Annotated in this window: 15 protein-coding genes; 4 read left to right on the plus strand and 11 right to left on the minus strand. The window is 71.2% G+C overall.

Going from position 1 to position 22,283, the window contains the following annotated elements; translation table 11 throughout:
* Positions 1 to 78 precede the first annotated feature (78 nt).
* From ABZ374_RS14685 to ABZ374_RS14730, 10 genes are all read right to left on the minus strand, one after another.
* A complete protein-coding gene (locus tag ABZ374_RS14685) occupies positions 79 to 1,122 on the minus strand; it encodes a 3-isopropylmalate dehydrogenase (RefSeq protein ID WP_360310717.1) in 1,044 nt (347 codons plus the stop codon).
* Positions 1,123 to 2,872: 1,750 nt separating this feature from the next.
* On the minus strand, positions 2,873 to 4,462 hold the full coding sequence (gene serA / locus ABZ374_RS14690; RefSeq protein WP_360310719.1) for a phosphoglycerate dehydrogenase: 1,590 nt from the start codon (positions 4,460 to 4,462) through the stop codon (positions 2,873 to 2,875).
* A 196-nt stretch (positions 4,463 to 4,658) separates the two neighbouring features.
* A complete protein-coding gene (locus ABZ374_RS14695; RefSeq protein ID WP_360310721.1) occupies positions 4,659 to 5,051 on the minus strand; it encodes a hypothetical protein in 393 nt (130 codons plus the stop codon).
* 77 nt (positions 5,052 to 5,128) lie between these two features.
* Positions 5,129 to 5,950: a hypothetical protein gene (locus tag ABZ374_RS14700; protein WP_360310723.1), complete on the minus strand. Its 822-nt coding sequence runs from the start codon at positions 5,948 to 5,950 to the stop codon at positions 5,129 to 5,131.
* Positions 5,951 to 5,981: 31 nt separating this feature from the next.
* Positions 5,982 to 6,806: a hypothetical protein gene (locus ABZ374_RS14705; protein ID WP_106669023.1), complete on the minus strand. Its 825-nt coding sequence runs from the start codon at positions 6,804 to 6,806 to the stop codon at positions 5,982 to 5,984.
* Positions 6,807 to 6,867: 61 nt separating this feature from the next.
* The gene (locus ABZ374_RS14710; protein WP_360310725.1) at positions 6,868 to 8,487 is read right to left on the minus strand and encodes a PP2C family serine/threonine-protein phosphatase; all 1,620 of its coding nucleotides are present in this window, start codon (positions 8,485 to 8,487) and stop codon (positions 6,868 to 6,870) included.
* A 183-nt stretch (positions 8,488 to 8,670) separates the two neighbouring features.
* Complete coding sequence (locus ABZ374_RS14715; RefSeq protein WP_360310727.1) at positions 8,671 to 9,186, minus strand: SigE family RNA polymerase sigma factor; 516 nt, start codon at positions 9,184 to 9,186, stop codon at positions 8,671 to 8,673.
* A gap of 1,602 nt (positions 9,187 to 10,788) precedes the next feature.
* A complete protein-coding gene (locus ABZ374_RS14720; RefSeq protein WP_360310729.1) occupies positions 10,789 to 11,808 on the minus strand; it encodes an acetamidase/formamidase family protein in 1,020 nt (339 codons plus the stop codon).
* Entirely contained in the window at positions 11,805 to 13,259 is a 1,455-nt protein-coding gene (locus ABZ374_RS14725; RefSeq protein ID WP_360310731.1) for an APC family permease, read from the minus strand. Before ABZ374_RS14725 ends, ABZ374_RS14720 begins: the two co-directional genes overlap by 4 nt.
* Positions 13,260 to 13,313: 54 nt before the next feature.
* Positions 13,314 to 14,453, minus strand: a complete 1,140-nt coding sequence (locus tag ABZ374_RS14730) for a substrate-binding domain-containing protein (RefSeq protein ID WP_360310733.1) — start codon at positions 14,451 to 14,453, stop codon at positions 13,314 to 13,316.
* A gap of 50 nt (positions 14,454 to 14,503) precedes the next feature.
* Here ABZ374_RS14730 and ABZ374_RS14735 point away from each other — a divergent pair, with 50 nt between their 5' ends.
* Positions 14,504 to 14,944 (plus strand): MarR family transcriptional regulator, encoded by a 441-nt coding sequence (locus tag ABZ374_RS14735; RefSeq protein WP_360310735.1) that lies wholly within the window; start codon positions 14,504 to 14,506, stop codon positions 14,942 to 14,944.
* Positions 14,945 to 14,972: 28 nt separating this feature from the next.
* Here ABZ374_RS14735 and ABZ374_RS14740 read toward each other — a convergent pair whose 3' ends face one another.
* On the minus strand, positions 14,973 to 17,390 hold the full coding sequence (locus ABZ374_RS14740; RefSeq protein WP_360310737.1) for an excinuclease ABC subunit UvrA: 2,418 nt from the start codon (positions 17,388 to 17,390) through the stop codon (positions 14,973 to 14,975).
* Between the two features lie 204 nt (positions 17,391 to 17,594).
* Between ABZ374_RS14740 and ABZ374_RS14745 the strand changes: the two genes are divergently transcribed.
* The 3 genes from ABZ374_RS14745 to ABZ374_RS14755 all read left to right on the plus strand — a co-directional run bounded on the left by ABZ374_RS14745 (position 17,595) and on the right by ABZ374_RS14755 (position 22,156).
* Positions 17,595 to 19,040, plus strand: coding sequence for a hypothetical protein (locus tag ABZ374_RS14745; RefSeq protein ID WP_360310739.1), 1,446 nt, complete (start codon positions 17,595 to 17,597; stop codon positions 19,038 to 19,040).
* Between the two features lie 157 nt (positions 19,041 to 19,197).
* Positions 19,198 to 19,803 (plus strand): response regulator transcription factor, encoded by a 606-nt coding sequence (locus tag ABZ374_RS14750; RefSeq protein ID WP_360310741.1) that lies wholly within the window; start codon positions 19,198 to 19,200, stop codon positions 19,801 to 19,803.
* A gap of 799 nt (positions 19,804 to 20,602) precedes the next feature.
* Positions 20,603 to 22,156 (plus strand): MFS transporter, encoded by a 1,554-nt coding sequence (locus ABZ374_RS14755; protein ID WP_360310743.1) that lies wholly within the window; start codon positions 20,603 to 20,605, stop codon positions 22,154 to 22,156.
* The last annotated feature ends 127 nt before the right edge of the window (positions 22,157 to 22,283 follow it).

Here is a 22,283-nt window from a genome sequence, read left to right on the forward strand (position 1 = left end):
GCCCGACGACCGATTCGCCGGTCGGGCAGGGGGCACGCGTCGACGGTCCCGGTCGACGAACGTGATGGTGCCGGCGAATCAGCCGGCTACTCGGGCCGCGAGGGCGTCGCCGATCTGCGACGTCCCGCGTGTGCCGAGGGTGCCGCGCTCGGCGAGGTCGGCGTAGACCGCCGCCTCGACCCGACGGGCCTCCGCGGTCAGGCCCAGGTGCTCCAGGAGCATCGCGACCGAGAGCACGGTGGCGGTGGGGTCGGCCTTGCCCTGGCCGGCGATGTCCGGCGCCGAGCCGTGCACCGGCTCGAACATGGACGGGAACTCGCGGGACGGGTTGATGTTGCCGCTGGCCGCGAGGCCGATGCCGCCCGCGATGGCGGCGGCGAGGTCGGTGATGATGTCGCCGAACAGGTTGTCGGTGACGATCACGTCGAAGCGCTCGGGCTGGGTGACCATGAAGATGGTCGCCGCGTCGACGTGCAGGTAGTCGGTGGTGACGTCGGGGAACTCGGCCGCGACCGCGTCGAACACCCGGGTCCACAGGTGACCCGCGTACACCAGCACGTTGTTCTTGTGCACCAGGGTCAGCTTCTTGCGCGGCCGGGCCTGGGCGCGGGCGAACGCGTCCCGCACGACCCGCTCGATGCCGAACGCGGTGTTGACGCTGACCTCGGTGGCCACCTCGTGCTCGGTGCCGGTGCGCAGCGTGCCGCCGTTGCCGGTGTACGGGCCTTCGGTGCCCTCGCGGACCACCACGAAGTCGATCTGCGCGTCCGCGCCCAGCGGCGAGACCACGCCCGGCGCGAGCTTGGCCGGACGCAGGTTGACGTGGTGATCGAACGCGAAGCGGAGCTTGAGCAGCAGGCCGCGCTCCAGCACCCCCGAGGGCACACTCGGGTCGCCGATGGCGCCGAGCAGGATCGCGTCCTGACCGCGCAGCTCGTCGAGCACGCTGTCGGGCAGCGTCTCTCCGGTGCGGTGGTACAGGCGGGCACCGAGGTCGTACTCGGTGGTCTCGATCTTGACGTCGGGAGGAAGCACGGCGCCGAGGACCTTCAGACCCTCCGCGACCACTTCCTGGCCGATGCCGTCACCGGGAACCACTGCGAGACGAATGCTGCGAGACATGCGCTGGACCTTACCTTCCGTCCCAGGGACTGACATATCCAGTCCGGATGATGGGACGCAGTGGTGCGAATCGGAGCCCGTCAGCGCTCCTCGTCGGCCGGGCTGCCCCCGTTGTCACGCCGATCGAGGGCACGCTGAAGGGCACGAGCGGCGTTACGGCGCGCGGTTTCGTCCATGGTTGCACTTCCTTCACAAGGCGGGGGTCTACACAGCGTGCGACGGACACGTGCAGGGGCCTTGTGGGCGTGCTGAAATTTCCTGCCGTACGGGGATTTCCGGGTACGGAAGGGACCGTCTTCTTTCACGTTAGGCGACGCATGACATCGCTGTCTGCAATTTACTCGGAGTTCCTACTATCTGAGACCAACCACCCCCGGCGCGTCCCCGCACGACGCGCACGGGAGCACCCCCCACGACACGGGATCCACGGGCCACAAGGGCTCCACCGCACGTAGCAGGCACGGCGCGGCAATTCGACAACGCGGCCCCACAACGAACCACCGCCCAAGACACGACACAAGCACCCACGACGCCACGCAAGACATCTCACACTGTGAGACGACACGCCCCCGCCCCAACAGCCCGAGCTCCATGAGGCAATCGACGGGCGACACAAACACAAGCAACACAGTCGGCCACCGCGCCCACCGTGCGCCGCTACCCCCAGTAGCGCTGCAACGACAAGCGGAAGCCCCACGACCGAGGCCCCACCCCGACAACACCCCCGACCCCGGCCTCCCACCAAGCCCGCCCCCCGGCGCGTCAGCGCCCCCGAGGCAGGCAAGCCGCGCGATCGACGCGCGCAGCGCGGAGAGCGGCGGAGCCGCAAAACAAAGACTTCGTGCCCCGTAGCGAAGCGAAGGGACACGAAGTCACGAGCGAGGGGCCACTTTTTTGTGGAGGAGCCTGCGACGGAACAAAAAAGTGGTGCCTCGCGAGCCGGCGCCGAAGGCGCCCAACAAAAAGCAGCGCTGCATCGCCGACCGACGCCCACCCGCCCGCTCCGCTCACGACCTGGGTCCGGTTGTGGCGTTCACCTCGCGACCGAGGCCTTCCAGCTCGCTCCGCTCACGACCCGGGCCCGGTTGCGGCGTTCACCTCGCGACCGAGGCCTTCCCGCCCGCCCGCTCCGCTCACGACCCGGGCCCGGGTGCCGGGTTCGGCTTGCGTCTCGGGCTTCCCGCCCGCTCCGCTCACGACCCAGGCTCAGGCTTGAAGTCCGGCTCACGTCCCGGACTCCTCGGCCCCCTATGCTCACAACCCCGGCCCAGGTGCGGGGTTCAGCCCACGACCGGCGCCTTCCGGCCCCCCGCGCTCACGACCCCGGCCCAGGTACAGGCTTCAGCCCACAACCAGCACCTTCCGGCCCGCTCCGCTCACGACCCCGGACCGGATGTGGTGTTCGGCCCGCATCCCGAGCTCCTCGGCCCGCTGCGCTCACAACCCCGGCCCAGACGTCGAGCCCCGCCCACGACCGGGGTCCGGGGTCCACCAACCCGCCCCGCTCACACCTCGGCCGACTACGCCCACCGGCCCCACAACCTGGTCCGGGGTTGCCCGCCCCCCAACCCCGTCACGCCCCGCCCGCGATTCGCCGCCGGCCCGCCGAACAGCCGGCAGTTCCCCCTGGCCGGCCGGATCCGCCGGCCCACAACCCGGCCCGACCCGGCCGGCCCCGCTCACATCCCGGCCCACCGGGTCCCACGACCCAGGCCGGCCCGCCCCGCCGGCCGCACCCGCGACCCAGCCCTCAGTCCTCCAAGTTCACCGAGCGCACGAACGCCGCGCCGATCTCCTCCGCGATGGCGTTCAAAATCTGCGGCTCCACCGTCGTGTCGACCGTGAGGCCGACCAGCGCCTCGCCGCCCTTGGCGGCGCGGGCCACCTGCATGCCGGCGATGTTGACGCCCGCCTCGCCGAGGTGGCGGCCGATCACGCCGACCACGCCCGGCTTGTCCGCGTACCGCAGGAAGACCATGTGCGCGGTGAGCACCAGGTCCACGTCGAAGCCGTCCACCTCGACGATCTTCTCGATGTTCTTGGGCCCGGCGAGCGTGCCGGAGACCGAGATCTCGCCGCCGTCGGCGAGCGTGCCGCGCACGGTGACCAGGTTGCGGTGGTCCGGGCTTTCCGAGCTCGTGGTCAGCCGGATCTCCACGCCGCGCTCCTGGGCCAGCAGCGGAGCGTTCACGTAGGAGACCGACTCCTCCACGACGTCCGCGAACACGCCCTTGAGCGCCGCGAGCTCGAGCACCTTGACGTCGTGCTGGGTGATCTCGCCACGCACCTCGACGTCCAGTCGAACCGCGACGCCGCCCGCGAGGGCGGTGAAGATCCGACCCAGCTTCTCGGCCAGCGGCAGGCCCGGACGCACGTCCTCGGCGATCACGCCGCCCTGCACGTTGACCGCGTCCGGCACCAGTTCGCCGGCCAGCGCGAGCCGCACCGACTTGGCCACCGCGACGCCGGCCTTCTCCTGCGCCTCGTCGGTGCTCGCGCCCAGGTGCGGCGTGGCCACCACGTTGTCGAACTCGAACAGCGGGCTGTCCGTGCACGGCTCCTTCGAGAACACGTCCAGGCCGGCGCCGGCGACCCGGCCCTCCTTGAGCGCGGACGCGAGCGCGACCTCGTCGACGATCCCGCCGCGCGCGGCGTTGACGATGCGCACCGTCGGCTTGACCTTGCGCAGCGCCTCGTCGCCGATCAGACCCAGCGTCTCCGGGGTCTTCGGCAGGTGCACGGTGATGAAGTCGGACTGCTCCAGCACCTCGTCCAGGGTGAGCAGCCGCACGCCCATCTGCGCGGCGCGGGCGGGCTGCACGTAGGGGTCGTAGGCCACGATGTTCATCCCGAACGCGGACATGCGCTGCGCGACCAGGACGCCGATCCGGCCCAGGCCGACCACGCCGAGGGTCTTCTCGGAGAGCTCGACGCCGGTGTACTTGCTGCGCTTCCACTCGCCGTTCTTGAGCGCGGCGCTGCCCTGCGGGATGTTGCGCGCGACCGAGATGAGCAGGCCGCAGGCGAGTTCGGCGGCGGTGACGATGTTCGAGGTCGGCGCGTTGACGACCATCACGCCGGCCTTGGTGGCGGCGGGGACGTCGACGTTGTCCAGCCCCACGCCGGCGCGCGCGACCACCTTGAGGCGGCCGGCCGCGGCGATCGCCTCGGCGTCCACCTTGGTCGCGCTGCGGATCAGGATGGCGTCGACGTCGGCGATCGCGGACAGCAACTCACCGCGGTTCGCACCATCGCAGTGACGGATCTCGAAATCGGGTCCGAGGGCATCGACGGTGGCCGGGGACAGCTCTTCGGCGATGAGAACGACGGGCTTGCTCACGGTTTTCCTTCGCGTGCTGCGATGACGGGTGGCCGCGTGGAAGACGCACGACGGGGTGGCCTGACGCGTGGCCGATCCTACCGCCGCCCTTGTGAAGGACTTCACAGATGTCCGATGTGTGGACTCCCAACCCGCAGGTCAATACCTGACCCATCGTCAGATCCACCCGGTCGAACACCCGGAACCCATGCCCCGATCAGTCGGCGGCCAGGAACCACCCGATGGTGACCCGCCGCTGCCCGTTCAGGTCGAGGATGACCACCTCACCCGAGCCGGGACTGGGCAACGGCGCGGTACCCCCATAGGGCAACGTGCGCGCTTCCCCGTCGTCCACCTGCACCTCGGCCACCGGCGCGTCCTGCGAACCGCGTCGCCAGGTCACCCACCACACCGCGTCGGCGCCGCACTGGAATTCCAGGTGCACCCGGGAAACGAACAGCCAATCGGCCGGCGTCACGAGATGGCAGCGGGTCGCGTCGCGACCGACGGCCAACGTCGCCCCCGGTCGACTCGGCGCGCTTGCCATCAGCATGGCAACCGTCGCCGCGTCGTCCGCCCCCGAAGTCGACGCCATGTTGAGATCGAGCACCGGTCTCCTCCCCCACGCTCCTGGTCGTCAGTCAATGCCGCGCGCCCCGACCTGCGGCCCACGCGGTTCGCGTCGTCTCAGTCGATCGATCCACCGCGGCGGGCACACGGGCACGGTTCGCGTCCCACAATGCCGCAGGTGACCGCGGTCTGGGCGATCAGGTCCCAGCCTCCGTGGACATGCGGGGTCGTGTCCAGGTAGTCCGGCCCCAGCAGATGATTCAATTCCGGGCAAAGCAGCGAGCTGTAGAAGTCGCGACGCAGTTCGGTCTTGCACCGCTCGACGGTGGCCTTGGCCATGTAGAGCATGTCGCACAATTCGTCGGTGGTCCTGGGCCGCTTGGTGGCGCGGCCGTGGATCCAGTCGCAGGACATCGCCGCGAGCACCTCCAGGCGCACCCCGCGCAGCTTGTTGCGCAGTTCCTCCGGTCCGACGTCCACGGTCGGCGGTGCGTTCCCGTCCGGCGAGGCGGACGCGCTGGGCCGGATCGGCTGCATCGCCCGCCACCCGAGCAGCACGCTGCGCCGCCGGGCCAGATCGCTGACCAGGATGTTGCCGCTGGTGCGCGCGGGCAGCGGCAGGATCGCGCCGTACGGCATGTCCTGCGAGGTCTCGCCACGCTTGATCCGCACGATCGCCACCGGGGTGTCCCGTTGGCCGCGCGGCCACTCCACCGTCCAGCCCCGGTCCTCGCTGTACTCGAAGACCAAATGCCTGCGCGAGACGAACAGCCAGTCGTGCGGCGTCAACAGCGGGCGGCACGCACTGGGATCGCGACCCACGAACAACCGCGTGCCGGCCACCCCGGGCGTGCGCACGCTCTTGGGGCTCGGCAGCGGATCCCGCTCCGCCTCGCGGCCGTCCTCGATCGCGACGAACGACATGTTCAGTTCGAGCATGATCCCCCCGCCCCCTCCCCGGTCCTACCGCTCACCTGGTACCCGCGTGCGGCGCATCCGCACCACACGGGCAGGGGCCGCGCCCCGTTATGCCGTGCGTGACCGCGGTCTGCGCTATCAGGTCCCAGCCCCCGTGCACGTGCCGCACGGTATCGAGGTAGTTCGGACCGAGCAGGGCGTTCAGTTCGGGGCACAGACCCGAGCTGTAGAACTCGCGGCGCAGCTTGGTCTTGTACCGCTCGACCGTGGCCGCCGACAGGTGCAACAGCTCGCACAGTTCCTTGGTGGACTTGGCGCGCTTGACCGGGCGACCGTGCACCCAGTCGCAGGACAGCGCGGCCAGCACCTCCATCTCCGTCTCGGAGAGGCGGTTCTGCAGGACGAACGGCGCGACGTCCTGGGTCTCGGGCACACCCACGTCCGGTTCGGTGGGCTCCTCGCCCGGGCGTTGCGGCAACGACACCCGCCACTCCACCAGGACCCGCCGACGTCGGGCCAGGTCGGTGACCACGACTCGGCCCGGGCGCAGCGAACCCAGCGGCAGCGTGGCGCCGTAGGGCACCGGTTCGGACACGCCCTCGCGATCGATCTGGACCAGCGCGACCGGACGCGGGTGCGAGCCCTGGAGCCACTCCACACTCCAGCCGCGCTCCAGGGAGTAGACGAACTCCAGGTGCACACGCGATACGAAACGCCAGTCCTTCGGCGTGACCAGGCCACATCGCGACGGGTCCCGGCCGATCGCGATCTTCTTGCCGGGCTCGCTTTGCACCTTCACCGTGCGCGGCCGGGCCAGGTCCGACTCCTGCTGGTCGGCGTCGTCCGACGTCGCCACGGTGAGGATCAGTTCGAGCATCGCCATCCGTCCGGTCTCGTGCCCCGCCCTGGGGCATCGCCCATCTTCTCCCGGTGAACCGTCACCAGGCCGTTCCGCCGTCCGACCGTAGGGCCCCGGGGGTACCCGACGCATCCTCCGGTTGTTCCCGAGGGTCCGCGCCGGAGCGATGTCCTTCGGGTACGGGCAGTGCATCGCATTCGACCACGACCGCCGTCGCGTCGTCGTCACCACTCTCGACGGCCGTCCGGGTCAAGGTCGTTGCCGCGTGGAAGGGGTCGCCGTGCACCAGGTCGGCGACCGTCTCGTCGGGCAGGTGGCCGACGCCGTCCGTGGCGAGGACCACACGGTCGCCCTCGTGCAACTCGATGCGTTGCAGTTCGGGTTCGGGCACCTGCGAGCCGCCCAGCGGAGTGGAGGTGAGCAGCCACGGTCGGCCGAACTCGGCGGCGTTGCCCTGCTCGGTCAGCCGGAACGCCTGCCCGCCGCGCACCAACCAGCACACGCTGTCGCCGCATCCGGCCAGGTGCAGCCTGCCGTGCTGCAGTACGGCCGCCACCACGGTGGTGCGCATGCCCTCGTACTGGGCGACGCCGTGCCGGCGCACCGCGAGGTCGGCCACCGCGATCGCGGCGCTGAGCCGGTCGCTCCAGCCCGCGGACAGGTCGGCGGCGGCCAGTTCGGCCACCAGCGTGCGCACCGCCACATCGGCCGCGTACCAACCGGCGGGGTGGCCGCCGAGGCCGTCGGCGACGATGAACACTTCACCCGTCGCGGCGTACCGGTCGTCGTTGTCCCGGGCGGTCAGCTCCGGCCCCAGCCCGCGCCGTTCCCGCCGGGCGGCGCGTCGGCGGCCGGGATGCGAGGAGGTCGACCACGCCGACGCCTGGACACCCAGTGGCGGTCCACTGCGGGCCTGCGGGTCCTCCCCGGCCGCTTCGGCCCGCCGCAGGCTGTCACTGCGCGACGTGGTCGGCACGTCCAACTCGTCCGCGTCCTCGACCGGCTCGGACACCGGCTCGGGCATCGGCACGGCGGCCGGCAGCAGTTCGGTCTGCGGCTCGGGCACCGGCGGCGGCGACGTGGGCATCGGCGGCACCGCGGGGGGCGGCGGCGGCACCGGGTGCCCGGCCGCGTACGTCGTGTCGGCGGAGCCACCGACGACCGTGGGCGGCGCGGGAACCGACGGCGGCGGCGCCGGAATCCGCGCGTCCGGGCGGACCGCCCGCGGCGTCACCGTGTGCGGAACCGGGTCGGCCGCACGGTCGTCCCCCTCCGTCCCGGTGGCAAAGGTCTCGGCGGGCCGAGGCGCCTCGTCCCACAACGACCGCGACGCGGCGGCCGCCTTCGGCTCGGGGTCGGCCTCCGCCTCGAACTCCGGCGCGGCGCCCGACTCACGCCCCGGATCGGACGCGTAGTCCCCGTCCGGCGCCGACTCCCCGTCCTCTCCCTCGAACTCGTCGTCGAAGGTGGTCGACCCGGAGGTCGGCTCGTACGTGGGCCGCGGCTGCACCGGTTCGACCCGCTCCACCGGCTCGCGCACCGGCGCGTCCTCGAAGTCGAGATACAGATCGCCGAAGATGTCGTCGTCCGCCGCCGGTGGCCGTTCGGCGCGCAATTCGTCCTGCCGCAGCGTTCGTTCCGGGAAGCCACCGCGAGCCGGCACGGTCGTCTCCCGACCCGAGTCCCCTCTGCCCTTCATGTGTCTCACGCTCCACGATGTCGGACCGGAACGGCAAGTCCGGTGCGGCGATAGCACTGCCTCGTTCAAGCATGCTGCCTCGGATGCGGCCCTGGCATGTGAACCGGAAGGCCAATTCCTTCGGGTTTCTCGGTACGCGGCGGCCGGGGCCGACCCGAACCGACCGCGCTGCGGCCCGAGCCCCTAGCGGCGTCCGGTGCGAACCGCCTCCGAACCGTCCGCGAGCAGACCGGCCAGCGCGCTGCGGCCCCGGGACAGCCGGGCCTTGATGGTGCCCTCGGGCGCACCCTCGTGCGCGGCGATCTCGGCGACCGACAGGCCGCCCATGTGATGCATCACCACCGCGCGCCGCTGGGCCTCGGGGATCTGCCGCAACGCGGTCACCAGGGCGACCGATTCGGGGCCGGGCGCGGGCAGGTCGCCGTCCGGGCCGTGCCGGATCCAGCTCTTGAGCGCGGTACGAGTGCGCCGCCAGCGGCTGACCGCGATGCGTTGGCCGACCAGTCGGATCCACGCGACGGGGTTCTCGTAGTCGCTGATCCGGTCCCAGTCCTTCCAGGCCCGGATATAGGTCTCCTGCGCGGCTTCCTGGGCCTCGCCGAGATCACCGGTCAGCGCGTACAGGTGTGCCACGAGGGCGCCGTAGCTCTCGGCGTAGAACACGTCGAAGTCGGCTCGACCGCCCGTGTCCCGTCCCATCGTTCCCCCGCGTCCCGTCGCGGCGTATTCGTCCTGCCGTGACCCGGTACCTTATCCGGCCCGAGACGCCCACCCGATGTCGGTTCGGCCGCCTCCGGCGTCTCTCCCCCACCCACGCACACGACCGGGTGATCGGTTCCGCGAAGCGGCCACCCGATCGCCCACGACCAACAGCACCAAAACCACCAACCCACCCCCCACCAAGACCCGTCGCCGCCGCCGTCGCGCACTCAACGCCCGGATCGACGCCCCACCACCCCCCACCCGCGCACCCAGAACCCGCCCGACATCCCGCTCCAACACACCGAACGCAACCCCCAACGCCTCCCCGTCCATCACGCCCCCCGTACCCACACCCACGCCTGGTACGGCACACACGCCCACCACGCCCCCAAGGTTGCGCCCCCACCCACGAGGACGCCCCACCGACGACGCGGCCACCCACGGCCGCCCGCGAACCGACCCTCCGGCTACGGTTCCCCTGCGGGTGGCTCGGGTTGCGCACCCACCCGCTCCACCCGTTGCCCCACGCTCGAACGCTGCGGTTCTACGGGCACCGGAGCGACCCGGTCAGGCCCCCAAGCCACCATCGTGGCCCTGGTCCACAACGATTGACCCGCTGCGGCAACGCATGGGGCCTTCCCCGGGCCCCCGAGTACGGCTGCGGCCCGGCGCGTCAGCGCCCACCCGGTCGAGACCTCGTGATCGACGCGCGCAGCGCGGAGAGCGGCGGAGCCGCCAAACAAAGACTTCGTGGCCCGTAGCGAAGCGAAGGGACACGAAGTCACGAGCGAGGGGCCACTTTTTTGTGGAGGAGCCCGCGACGGAACAAAAAAGTGGTGCCTCGCGAGCCGGCGCCAAAGGCGCCCAACAAAAAGCAGCGCTGCATCGCCGAAAGCCCCCACCCGCCCGCTCCGCTCACGACCCGGGCCCACCCCCCGCTCCGCCCACCACCCAGGCCCCCCGACCCGCTCCACTCACAACCCAGCCCAGTCGCCCTCAACGCACCCTCGCTCACCGCGTCGCTCCACTCGCGACCCCGGCGAACCGCCACGCTCCGCCCACGACTCCAGCTTGCGGGCCGGCTTCACGCACGATGCCGCTCGCCCCAGGACACCACCCCGCCCACCGTTCGGCCCGCCACGCCTGCTGCGCCCCGTGCGCGCAGTTGCGGGAACATCCCCGGGTTCCCAAAAGGATCCGCGTCGGCGGACGCGTACTCCCCGGGGATGTCCCCTCCCGCCCGGCGCGGGGGCGGCACACGCCGGGCGCCGGGACCAATGGCCTGGGTCCCGGGGTCCATACCGTGCGGCTCGGCCGGCAGGCCCTTCAGCTGCTCAGCCCGTCAGCCGGTCCGCCGGTTCGCGGGCCAGCCGGTCTGCCGGTCGGCGGGTCAGCCAGTCCGCCGGCCGGTCCGCCGGCCGGCCGGTCCGCGGGCCAGCCCGTCAGCCAACCCGCCGACCAAGGCCAACACCCCTCCTCGACCCCAAGCCCCCAACCTCACCAAACATCCGCCTGGACGAACGCCCACCCCATCCAACCAGCCGGCCGACCCCTTAGCCCCGCAACCTCACCCCACCCGAAGCCCGCCCGCCCCGCCCCTCACCGCTCCGCCAAGTAGGCCGCCGCCACCGCCCGCAGGTGGTCGTGTCGGCCCTCGTAGGCGCGGTGTCGGCCGAGGAGGGCCTTCGGCAGCTTCCCCACCATCGTGTAGTTCGTGTCGCACACGTTCGCCGCCGGGGCCAGCCCCGTCTGGCTGACCAATTGGTAGGCGTCGAGCAGGTCCAGGTCGAGCAGGTCCGCCGTCCAGTCCACCAGGTCGCGCTGGCTGATCCGGAAGGCGTCCTCCAGGGGGCGGGCCGAGCCGGTGGTGAGCAGGTGGTCGTCGTTCTCCAGGCGCGGCGACACCGGGGCACCGCCCTTGATCAGGTCGACCACGATCACCGTGCGCATCGCGGCCTCGACCGCCGTCCCGCAGACCTCCCCCTCGCCCTGCCGGGCGTGGCCGTCGCCGATCGAGAGCATGCCGCCCGCGACGTTGACGCCGAAGTACGCGGTGGTGCCGGCGCGCATCTCGGGGGTGTCCATGTTGCCGCCGTGCGCGCCAGGGGTGATCGACATCAGCGTCTCGCCGCCGGCGGGCGCGACGCCGACGGTGCCGTGCATCGGGTCCAGCGGCAGGTCGACGGTGAAGTCGCTCTTCCGGGCCCGGAAGCGGCAGATGCCCGCCGCGACGTCCAGGTCGTACACCCACACCCTCTCCTCCAGCGGCGCGTGCAGCATCGCCGTGGTGTTCGTCGCGGTGAGTGCGCCGAAGTGCGGGAAGGTGCTGGAGATGCCCCAGTCGCGGGCGGGCGTGATGTCCACGAAGTGCACCGCGAGGGTGTCCCCGGGTTCGGCGCCCTCGACCGCGATCGGTCCGGTGACCGGATTGAGGTAGGGGAAGGTGCACACCGCGCTGGGCAGGTCGTCGATGCCCTTGACGTTGCCGCCGAAGCAGTCCTCGGTGGACAGTTCGACGATGGTGCCCGGGCGGACGGTGACCAGGGGTCGGCGTCCGCCGAAGGTGTAGGCGTACTGGTGGTAGGTCGGCCTCAGCGAGACGACTTCGAGCAGGGTCATACGGGTTCCTCGACCTGGTCGATGGCGGAAATTTGGGGCCGACGGCCCGCCAGCACCAGGCCGGCGAGGAGGGCGAGGCCGATCGCGAACCAGATCCCGCCCAGCCGTTTCGCGTCGCCGTCGGCGTTGTAGACGACGTAGGCCAGGATCGCGAAGCCGAGTGAGGGCGCGATCAGGTGTCGCCAGTAGTCGCGGCTGCGCTGCCGGACGAGATGGTGCACGACCACCGACACGTGCAGGACCAGGAAGGTGGTGAGCGCGCCGATGTTGACCAGGCTGCTCAGTGTGGTGATGCCGTCGTCGCGGGTGCTGGTGTACAGGCCCAGGGCGAGCGAGATCGCGGCGACGAGCAGCGTGGCGTTGACCGGGACCCGGTGCTTGGGGTGCACCTTGGCCAGGAAGGACGGCAGTTGCCGGTCCCGGGCCATGGCGTACAGCAGGCGCGAGGTCGCGGCCTGGGCCACCAGCGAGTTGGCGAAGCCCCAGGCGATCGCGGTGGCCACCGCGGTGAGCTTGGCCAGCCAGCCGCCCGCCGCGACCCGGGCCGCGTCGTAGAACGCGGTGCCGTCCGGATCGCCGTTGTCGATCAGCGCCTTGGGGTCGGCCACCAGCAGCGAGGCCACCCACGTCTGCACGATGAACAACGTCCCGGCCAGGAGCAGCGCGGCGACCATCGACCGGCCGATGGCCTTGGCCGAGTCCTTGTTCTCCTCGGACAACATCGAGATGCCGTCGAAGCCGAGGAAGCTCAGCGCCGCGATCGAGACGGCGCCGAAGACCAGGCTCCAGGAGAAGGTGTCGCTGTTGTAGATCGGGGTGAAGTCGAAGCCGCGGCCCTTGCCGTCGATCAGGGCGACCACGCCGATCACGATGAACACGATCAGGATGATCAGTTCGCCGATCAGCATGATCTTGTTGACCTTGGCGGTCATCGCCACGCCGAGGTAGTTGACCGCCGTGTTCAGCAACACGAACCCGACCACCCACATCCACACCGGGATCGAGGTGACCAGCGAGTTCATCGCGACGGCAGCGATCAGGTAGAGCAGGCCGGGGACCAGGATGTAGTCGAGCAGGATCATCCAGCCGGCCAGGAAGCCCACCGGGGCGGCGATGCCGCGTCCGGCGTAGGAGTACACGGACCCGGCCATCGGGAACGCCTGGGACATCTGCGCGTAGGACAGCGCCGTGAACATCATCGCGACCATGCCGATGACGTAGGCGAGCGCCACCATGCCGCCGGAGCCCTGGAACACGCCGCCGAAGATGCCGAACGGCGCGATCGGGACCATGAAGACCAGGCCGTAGACGAGCAGATCACGAAAACTCAGGGAGCGGCGGAGCTCTTGCTTGTAGCCGTACTTCTCGATCGACTCGGAACCACCGGACGAACCGGAACCACCGGTCGAGCCGGGTCTTGCGGTCGATGCGGGCGTGGGGACTTCGCTCATGTCGATCTCTCCTCGGGACGACCCCGAGGGGTCTCGAAGAGACCTTAGAACCAGTTATTTCCAAATGGAAGTACTTTCTCGCCGCGGCAACACGGCGAAATCCAGCCCCTCCGCCCGAGCCAGGTACACCTGCCGACGCGGCGGCCCCAACGGCGAGCGCGCCCAGGCCCCACGCGCCGCGTCCGACCCCCCGTCCAACAGCCGATCCACCGCCGCCGCCAACCCGCTCGGCGCGAGCGCGCCCCGCGCGGCCAACGCCGCGACCAGATGCAGCCCGTCGTACAGGCCCTCCGCGTAGGCGTCCAACACCGGCGCCTGCGGACCGAACAACGACCGGTGCCGCTCGGCCAGACCCAACCGGCGATCGTCGGTCTGCGACGCGAACGACTGCATCACCGCGTACATCGCGCCGGTGTCGTCCCCGCCGTACGCCAACAGGCCGTTCTCCTCCAGCGAGCCGGACAGCCGGACCAGGATGCGATCCAGCCCGGCGTGCCGCAACGCCCGATTGAAGTCGACCAGATCACGGCCGATCAGGCTGAGCAGCAGCGCGTCGGCCCGGGTGCTCCGCAGGCCCGCGAACAACTCGTCCAACCCGTCCCGCACCGCGCCGAAGCCCACCCGCCGCTCGTACACCACACTGCTGCGCGCGTCCGCGATCAACCGGCCGGCGGCGGCGTGGATGGCCTGCGGCCAGATGTAGTCGTTGCCGATCAGCGCCCACCGCCGCAGCCGATGGTGCTCGGTGAGCCACCCGATCGACTCGCGCAGTTGCCGCATCGGGTCGACACCCGTGCAGACCACCCCGGGCAACCGGCCGCCGCCCTCGTGCGGCGGGGTGAAGATGTACGGCGTCCGGCCGCCGACCACCGCCTCGATCGCGCGATGCACGTCGCTGGTGTGGAAACCGACCAGCACGTCCACCGCGCCGGCGTCGCCGAGCATCCCGACCTGCGCCGCGACCCGGTCGGGCGGGCCGCCGGCGTCCACCAGGACCAGCTCCATCCGGCGGTCGCGCACACCGCAGGCCGTGTTGATCTCGTGTGCCGCGAGCAGCGCCGCATCCACCGCGGAGGGCCCGATGATCCCCAGCGCACCGGACTGGGGCACCACGAGTCCCACTCGAAGCACCTGGGGATCCCGGTCGGAATACAGCGCTTCGAGCGGCTCGATCAGGACTGTCTCGACGCTCATAAGGCGAGTAAGTATGCTCCTGGGAACGGCCTGGCGAAGGGGTGATGAGCATGTCCGCCGGCGAAATCGCAGAGCGAGCCGTCGCGCCGCCGCTCCTGGTCGAGCTGCTCACCCTCGCGCAGCGCCGCCTCACCCGCACGCTGACCCACGCGTTGGCCGAGGAGGACTGCACCTTCGACCAGTGGCTCGTGCTGCGCGCCCTGGGCGACGGCGAGGGCCGGCTGATGGGCGATCTGGCGCAGCGCCTGCTGATCCCGCACGCCAGTCTGACCCGGATCGTGGACGCGCTGGTGGACGACGGCTGGATCTACCGACGTCAGTCCGGCATCGACCGCCGCCGGATCGCGGCCCATCTGTCCCGACGCGGCCACGATCGCCTGACCCGGCTGAACGCGCTGGCCGAGGCACACGAATCGGCCGTACGAACCGCGTGCGCGAGCGAGGATCCGGCCACCCTGCTCGCCTTCCTGGCCGAACCACGGATCGACTGACGGCGCGTCGGGCCACCCGTCGCCCCCGTCACCGCCCCGCCAAATACCGCGCGGTCACCCCCACCCCCGCCGTCGCCACCTCCGCAGGCACCCCGCTCGCCACGATTCGCCCACCGTCGGCCCCACCACCCGGGCCCATGTCGATCATCCAGTCCGCACCCGCGATCACGTCCAGGTCGTGTTCGACCACCACCACCGTGTTGCCCGCGGCGACCAACCCGTGCAATTGACGCATCAACAATTCGACATCCGCCGGGTGCAGTCCGGCCGTCGGCTCGTCCAACAGATACAACGTGTGCCCGCGCCGGGCCCGTTGCAGCTCGCTCGCCAACTTGATCCGCTGCGCCTCGCCGCCGGACAGCTCGGTCGCCGGTTGGCCCAGCCGTAGATAGCCCAGGCCCACCTCGCGCAGTGTGGTCAGGCTGCGCGCGGCGGCCGGCACCTCGGCGAGGAAGTCGGCGGCGGCGTCCACGGTCAGCCCGAGCACGTCCGCGACGCTCAGCCCCCGGTAGGCGACCTCCAGCGTCGGCGGGTTGTAGCGCGCCCCTCGGCAGGTCGGGCACGGCGCGTACGTCCCCGGCAGGAACAGCAGCTCGACCGCGACGAAGCCCTCGCCCGAACACGTCTCGCACCGCCCGCCGTCCACGTTGAAGGAGAACCGGCTCGCGGTCCACCCACGCTCGCGCGCCGCGTCGGTGTCCGCGAACAGCTTGCGGACCGTGTCGAACAGACCGGTGTAGGTGGCCAGGTTCGAGCGCGGCGTGCGCCCGATCGGTTTCTGGTCCACCCGCACCAGGCGGTCGATCACCTCCAGACCGCGGACCGCTTGGATCTCGCCGGACTCCTGCCGACGTTCCTCGTCCTCCTGCGCCCGGGTGCCCAGGTGCTCCGCCGTCACGTCCGCCAGCACCCCGCCGATCAGGCTGGACTTGCCCGCGCCGGAGACCCCGGTGACCACCGTGAACACGCCCAGCGGCAGCCGCACGTCCAGGTCGCGCAGATTGTGCAGCCGCACCCCGGTCAGCGTCAGCCAGCCGGTCGGCGACCTCGGCTCCCGAGCCGGCGGCGGACCCGCCGGGAACAGGAATCGGCGGGTCGCCGAGTCGGCCACCGCGCGCAGCCCGTCCGGGGGACCGCTGTACAGGATCCGGCCGCCGCCCTCGCCCGCGCCGGGCCCCACGTCCACGAGCCAGCCCGCCCGGCGGGCCACCGCCATCCGGTGCTCGACCACGAACAGCGAATTGCCCGCCGCGCGCAGCCGATCGAGCACCACGAGCAGCGCCTCGGTGTCCGCCGAGTGCAGCCCGGCCGACGGCTCGTCCAGCACGTACACCACCCCGAACAGCCCCGACCGCAACTGGGTGGCCAGCCGGAGCCGCTGCAACTCGCCCGAGGACAGGGTCGGCGTCTCCCGATCCATGCTCAGATAACCCAGGCCCAACTCCACCAGCACCGCGATCCGGGCCGCCAGGTCGGCGCAGATCGTCGCGGCCGGCTCGCCGGCGTCCCCCGCACCGGCCAACACCTTCGCCGCCTCGACCAGCGGCAGGGCGACCAGCGCGGCGATGTCGAAGCCGGCGAAGGTCACCGCCAGCGAAGCCGGGCGCAGCCTTCGGCCGTGGCACACCGGACACGGCCCGCTGGTCAGGAAACGCTCGACCCGCTTGCGCTGCGTCGCGCTCTTGGAACTCGCGAACGTCTTCAGCACGATCCGCCGCGCGCTGCTGTACGTGCCCTGGTAGTCGCGTTGGATCCGGCTCGCGTCGCGCACCGGGTGCACGGTGACCACCGGTTGGTCGTCGGTGAACAGGATCCAGTCCCGCTCGACCCGGGGCAGTTCGCGCCACGGCCGGTCCACGTCGTAGCCGAGCGTGGCCAGGATGTCGCGCAGATTCTTTCCGTACCAGGCACCCGGCCACGCGGCGATCGCCCCGTCCCGGATCGACCTGCTCGGGTCGGGGACCAGCGATTCCTCGCTCACCTCGTGCACCCGACCCAGGCCGTGACAGTTCGGGCAGGCGCCGGCGACGGTGTTCGGCGAGAACGCGTCCGAGTCCACCGGCTCCGCGCCGGGCGGGTAGTCGCCGGCCCGGGAGAAGAGCATCCGCAACGAGTTGGACAGCGTCGTGAGCGTGCCCACCGTCGAGCGCGAGGTGGGCGCGGACCGCTGCTGACGCAACGCGATGGCCGGCGGCAATCCGCTGATCTCGTCCACGTGCGGTGCGCCGACCTGCTGGATCAGCCGCCGGGCGTAGGGCGCGATCGACTCGAAGTAGCGCCGCTGCGCCTCCGCGTACACCGTGCCGAAGGCCAGCGAGGACTTGCCCGATCCGGACACCCCCGTGAACACCGTGAACACGTCGCGCGGGATGTCCACGTCCACGTTTCGCAGATTGTGTTCGCGCGCCCCGCGCACCCGGACGAACGGATCGTGCTCGGTCATCACACCGCTCCCTGCGCCACCGGCCGAAGGTTGTCCTATGCCCGCCGAACGGAGATCCACAACCGTCGCGGACCGACACCGGGAGCGCGCACCCTTCTGCCACCCGGGATCGAGGACCGGGACGCACTGGTGATCGTCGGGCTCCGCCACTAACGTCGGCGCGCGCCGGATGGTCCGGGGCGGTCGGGCGGTGGCAAGGGGGCGGCGATGGGGCTGGAGGCGGTCGAGCCGCGGACGCCGGTGTTGGTCGGGGCCGGGGTGGCGCGGCAGCGCTCGGCCGAGGCCGGGGCGGGCGTCGGCGAGTTGGAGCTGATGGCGCGGGCCGTCGAGGAGGCCGCCGAGGGGTCGGGCGCGCTGCTGCGGGCGGTCCGGCAGGTGCTGGTGCCGCGCGGGACCTGGCGGCACGGCGATCCTGGCCGCTGGCTGGCGGACCGGTTCAAGATCGTGGACGCGCACAGCACGTTGGCCGAACTGGGGGTCCTGCAACAGTCGTTGATCACCCGGGCCTGTGCCGAGATCGCCGCCGGGCAGGCCGACGTGGTGCTCGTCGTGGGCGGCGAGGCGGCGCATCGGCGACTGCGCGCCCGGATCGCCGGGCTCGAACTCGCGGATCCGGTCGCGGAGGGTGTCCCGGACACGGTGTGGGCGCCCGGCGCGGATATCCTGGCCCGGGTCGAGATCGATCGCCATCTGGCGGTGCCCGCGCGGCAGTACGCGGTGATGGAGTCGGCGATCGGGGCCGCTCGGGGCCGGTCGCCCGCGGACGACGCGCGCGAGATCGCCGCGCTGTGGGCGGACTTCTCGACGGTCGCCGCCGACGCCGGGCAGGCGATCCGGGGCCGCGCGGTGCAGCCGGACGAACTGCTGGCACCCACCGGCCGCAACGCGTGGTTGGCGAGCCCGTACTCGAAGTGGCACTGCTCGCAGATGAACGTCGACCAGGCCGCCGCGCTGCTCCTGTGCTCGGCCGAGGCGGCACGCCGGTTCGGGGTGGCCCGGGACCGGTGGGTGTTCCCGACGGCCGCGGCCGAATCGAACACCATGGTGCCGCTGGTGGCCCGGCCGGACCTGGGCCGCTCGCCCGGATTCGCCGAGGTCGGCGCGGCACTGGGCGCGGGGGTGCGCGACGCGACGCACCTGGACCTGTACAGCTGCTTCCCGGCGGCGGTCCGGATCCAGCGGCACGAGCTGGGTCTGACCGGGCGCCCCGGCCGGGAGTTGACCGCGACGGGCGGGATGGCGTTCGCCGGCGGGCCGCTCAACAACTACGCGTTGCAGGCGACGGTCGAGGTGACCCGACGGGTGCTCGCGGGTGGCGACGGGTTGGTGACGAGCGTGTCCGGGATGGTCACCAAGCAGGCCGGCGCGTTGTGGTCGGATCGGCCGGCCGCCGACGGGTTCCGGGCGATCGACGTGCGCGCGCAGTTGCCGAGCCGCCCGGTCGACCCGGACTACGCGGGCCCGGCCGAGGTGGTGGGCTGCACGGTGGCGTTCGAGCAGGGCGAGCCGGCGGTGGCGATCGCGGTGGTCGAGGGAGCGGGCGGCGTGCGGTCGGTGGCCTCCTCGACGGACGCCGACGTGCTGGCGTCGATGCGCACCGACCCGTGGGTCGGTCGCTCGGTACGGGTGGGTGGCGAGACGTTCTCGATCTGAGCCGTGGTGTTCGGGTCCGACCCGGCGTGATCGGAGCACGTCGGGGCAGGTGAGAGGGCGTGGGATCGCCGGTGGCGCGGGCGGGGCGCCGCTGCCGGTGCTTTCGAGGAACGTCGATGACAGTGACCATCCCGTTGGGATGCCGTGGGGGGACACGATGGTCAGGGTTCTTCTCGCCGAGGACATGCTCATGCTGCGCCGGGCGCTGGTGTCGCTGCTCGAACTGGAGCCCGACATCGAGGTCGTCGCCGAGGTCGATCGCGGAAATCTCATCCTGCCGGTGGCGCTCGAGGTACGGCCGGAGGTCGCGGTGTTGGACATCGATCTGCCGGGTCTGGACGGCATTCGGGCGGCCCGGCTGCTGCACGAGCGGTTACCCGAGTGCCGCACGGTGATCATGACCAGCCTGGGCCTGCCGGGCAATTTGCGGCGGGCGATGGCCGCGCACGTCTGGGGGTTCTTGCTCAAGGACGCCGATCCGGACCAACTCGCCGCCGCCATCCGCACGGTGGCCGCCGGTGAGCGGGTGATCGATTCGCGGTTGGCGGTGGCGACGTTGCAGGCGGCGGAGAATCCGTTGAGCGCGCGGGAGACCGAGGTGTTGCGGTTGGCCGCCGAAGGGGTGGACGTGCCGGAGATCGCGCGCGGCCTGTTCCTGTCCGCCGGGACGGTACGCAACTACCTGACCACGACGGTGACCAAGCTCAACGCCCGCAATCGCATCGACGCGGTGCGGATCGCGCGCGACTCCGGCTGGTTGTGACGCGCGTCGACCGGTCGTGCGGCGGCGTCCGCCTCGCGTCGATGCCGTCGTTGATCGGGGTCGGCCGCACCCGGTCGCGGTGCCGGTCGCGCCGATACCGACCACGTCAACCGGGCCGACGCGTGTCCGGTCCGCCGCGAAATGACCGTCCGAACCCGCGAGTTCCCGGTACGCCGAGGTGGGGTTCGAAGGCAAGGCCGGGGGCATTCGGTCGTGCGCCGTTCACGATTTCCCTTCCGTCCTCGGGGGAGTCCTGCGATCGGGCCGAGATATCCCGGTCGGTCCAGGGGCTGCGCGTTCGACCGGCGGATACACGTGGCCGGCCGGTTTTGTCGGTCGGCGATGCGCCGAGATTTTCGACGACCGGTTTCTCGCGGCCGTCGGGGAAAGTGCCGCAGTGGCGGGCAGGTGGACTCGGGTGGGCGGAAGGGCAATGGTGTTCATGGTGGCTCTCGGAGGGTGGGCGGCGGCGTGCCGGGCCGGTGTGTCCGAAGCCGGGGACCGGACCGGGCACTTCGTCGATGACGAGGGAAGTCTTCCTCCGCGCGCCGTGACCACGCCCCCGACGCGCTGCGGGTTTCCATCGGCCGGAGGGTGAACTCCGGGCATACACAACGGATATCACGAATGCGGCACCCGCCCGATGGAACACGTATTCGATCCGCACCCCATCGATTGCCGCCGCCGCGCATTCACGCGGAAATCCCGGGGCTCGGTCATAAACCGTGCTGATCGAAACGAACGCAAGCCCTTAACGCCCGACCCCCTGTACACCCCCTTCGATTTCTAGCCTGGAAGCATGACTTCACCCATCGCTCACCCGGAAGCGGCCCCGCCGGATTCGCGGCGCTGGATCGCACTGGCCATCGTCATGACCGCGGCGTTCATGGATCTGCTCGACGTCACGATCGTCAACGTCGCACTGCCCTCCATCCAGCGCGACCTGGACGCCTCCACGAGCCAGATCCAATGGATCACCGCGGGTTATGTGCTCGCGTTCGCGGCCGGCCTGATCACCGGCGGCCGGCTCGGCGACATCCACGGGCGCCGGCGGATCTTCCTGATCGGCGTCACCACCTTCACCGTCGCCTCCGCGCTCAGCGGCTGCGCGGTGAACGCGGACATGCTGGTCGCGTCCAGGATCCTGCAGGGCGCCGGAGCCGCGATCATGGTCCCGCAGGTCCTGTCGATCGTGCACGCCACCTTTCCCGCGCACGAACGTGGCAAGGTCTTCGGCCTGTTCGGCGCCATCGTCGGCATGGGCGGGGTCTGCGGACCGCTGCTGGGCGCGCTGCTCACCGAGTGGAACGTGTTCGGCCTCGAATGGCGGACCATCTTTCTGATCAACGTCCCGGTGGGCATCGCCGGCCTGGTCCTGGGCCGCAAGTACATCACCGAGTCCAAGGCCGTCCGCGCCCTGCATCTGGACCTGGTCGGCGTCGGCCTGGTCACGCTGGGCCTGCTGATGTTGCTGTACCCGCTCACCCAGGGCCGCGAGCTGGGCTGGCCGCTGTGGGGCTACCTCTCCATGGCCGGTTCGGTGTCGGTGTTCGCCGCGCTGGCGCTGTACGAGCGGGCCAAGACCCGTCGGGACGGCTCGCCGCTGGTGGAGCTGTCGCTGTTTCGGGTGAAGAGCTTCAGCGCCGGGATCGCCGTGGAGTTCGGCTTCGGTGTCGTGTGCGGCATGTTCTTCCTGGTCTGGACGCTGTACATGCAGGTCGGATTGGGTTGGAGCGTGCTGCGCGCCGGTCTGACCAGCCTGCCGTTCTCGGTGGCGGTCGCCGCCGCGGCGGGGGTGTCGGTGCAGAAGTTGGTGCCGCGGTTCGGCCGCAAGGTGCTCCAGGCCGGTGCGCTGGTGATGGGTGCGGGCATGCTGATCTACCTGTGGGAAGCGGACCGGTACGGCACCGGGATCGCGACCTGGCAGATGGCGTTGCCGCTCCTGGTGATCGGCCTCGGCATGGGGCTGATCGTGGCGCCGCTGACCAACGCGGTGTTGTCCGATGTACCGCGCGAGCACGCCGGATCGGCGTCCGGACTGATCAATACGACGCTCCAGATGGGCAACGCGCTGGGTCTCGGCCTGACGTCGGTGGTCTTCTTCCGGTTGATCGACGACGGTCTCGCGCCCGAGAAGGTGGGGCCCGCGTTCGTGAACGCCTTCGAGAACTCGCTGCTGTGGGCCGCCGTCGTACTGGTCGCGATCTTCGTGCTGATGTTCGCGCTGCCGGCGCGCCCCGCCGTCGATCCGTCGCTGGAGGCCGAGGCCGCAGCGGCTCCGGCGGACGGCCCCGCCGAGGACGCAGCCACCGAGTGGAAGTCCCGCAACGGCACGATCGGCGCGCCCCGCTGACCACCTGTCGCCGGGCCGATCCGGTCGAAGGACACCCCCGCGCCCACGTACCGCTCCGGTAGCTGAACGCGCCGCCGACGAGGATCACCGTCCCGCGGCTCTCGCCCGCCGGCTCGTACCGGTCGTA

Source organism: Embleya sp. NPDC005971, assembly GCF_040629175.1.
In the GTDB taxonomy this organism is placed as follows: Bacteria; Actinomycetota; Actinomycetes; order Streptomycetales; family Streptomycetaceae; genus Embleya.

What these genes read in the sequence shown, in the direction of transcription:
- ABZ374_RS14735 (WP_360310735.1), top strand. Translation starts at nt 14,504, where the DNA reads ATGTCCGCCGGCGAAATCGCAGAGCGAGCCGTCGCGCCGCCGCTCCTG.
- ABZ374_RS14700 (WP_360310723.1), bottom strand. Translation starts at nt 5,950, where the DNA reads ATGCTCGAACTGAACATGTCGTTCGTCGCGATCGAGGACGGCCGCGAG.
- ABZ374_RS14715 (WP_360310727.1), bottom strand. Translation starts at nt 9,186, where the DNA reads ATGGGACGGGACACGGGCGGTCGAGCCGACTTCGACGTGTTCTACGCC.
- ABZ374_RS14705 (WP_106669023.1), bottom strand. Translation starts at nt 6,806, where the DNA reads ATGCTCGAACTGATCCTCACCGTGGCGACGTCGGACGACGCCGACCAG.
- ABZ374_RS14745 (WP_360310739.1), top strand. Translation starts at nt 17,595, where the DNA reads ATGGGGCTGGAGGCGGTCGAGCCGCGGACGCCGGTGTTGGTCGGGGCC.
- ABZ374_RS14730 (WP_360310733.1), bottom strand. Translation starts at nt 14,453, where the DNA reads ATGAGCGTCGAGACAGTCCTGATCGAGCCGCTCGAAGCGCTGTATTCC.
- ABZ374_RS14685 (WP_360310717.1), bottom strand. Translation starts at nt 1,122, where the DNA reads ATGTCTCGCAGCATTCGTCTCGCAGTGGTTCCCGGTGACGGCATCGGC.
- ABZ374_RS14755 (WP_360310743.1), top strand. Translation starts at nt 20,603, where the DNA reads ATGACTTCACCCATCGCTCACCCGGAAGCGGCCCCGCCGGATTCGCGG.
- ABZ374_RS14750 (WP_360310741.1), top strand. Translation starts at nt 19,198, where the DNA reads ATGGTCAGGGTTCTTCTCGCCGAGGACATGCTCATGCTGCGCCGGGCG.
- ABZ374_RS14710 (WP_360310725.1), bottom strand. Translation starts at nt 8,487, where the DNA reads ATGAAGGGCAGAGGGGACTCGGGTCGGGAGACGACCGTGCCGGCTCGC.
- ABZ374_RS14725 (WP_360310731.1), bottom strand. Translation starts at nt 13,259, where the DNA reads ATGAGCGAAGTCCCCACGCCCGCATCGACCGCAAGACCCGGCTCGACC.
- ABZ374_RS14720 (WP_360310729.1), bottom strand. Translation starts at nt 11,808, where the DNA reads ATGACCCTGCTCGAAGTCGTCTCGCTGAGGCCGACCTACCACCAGTAC.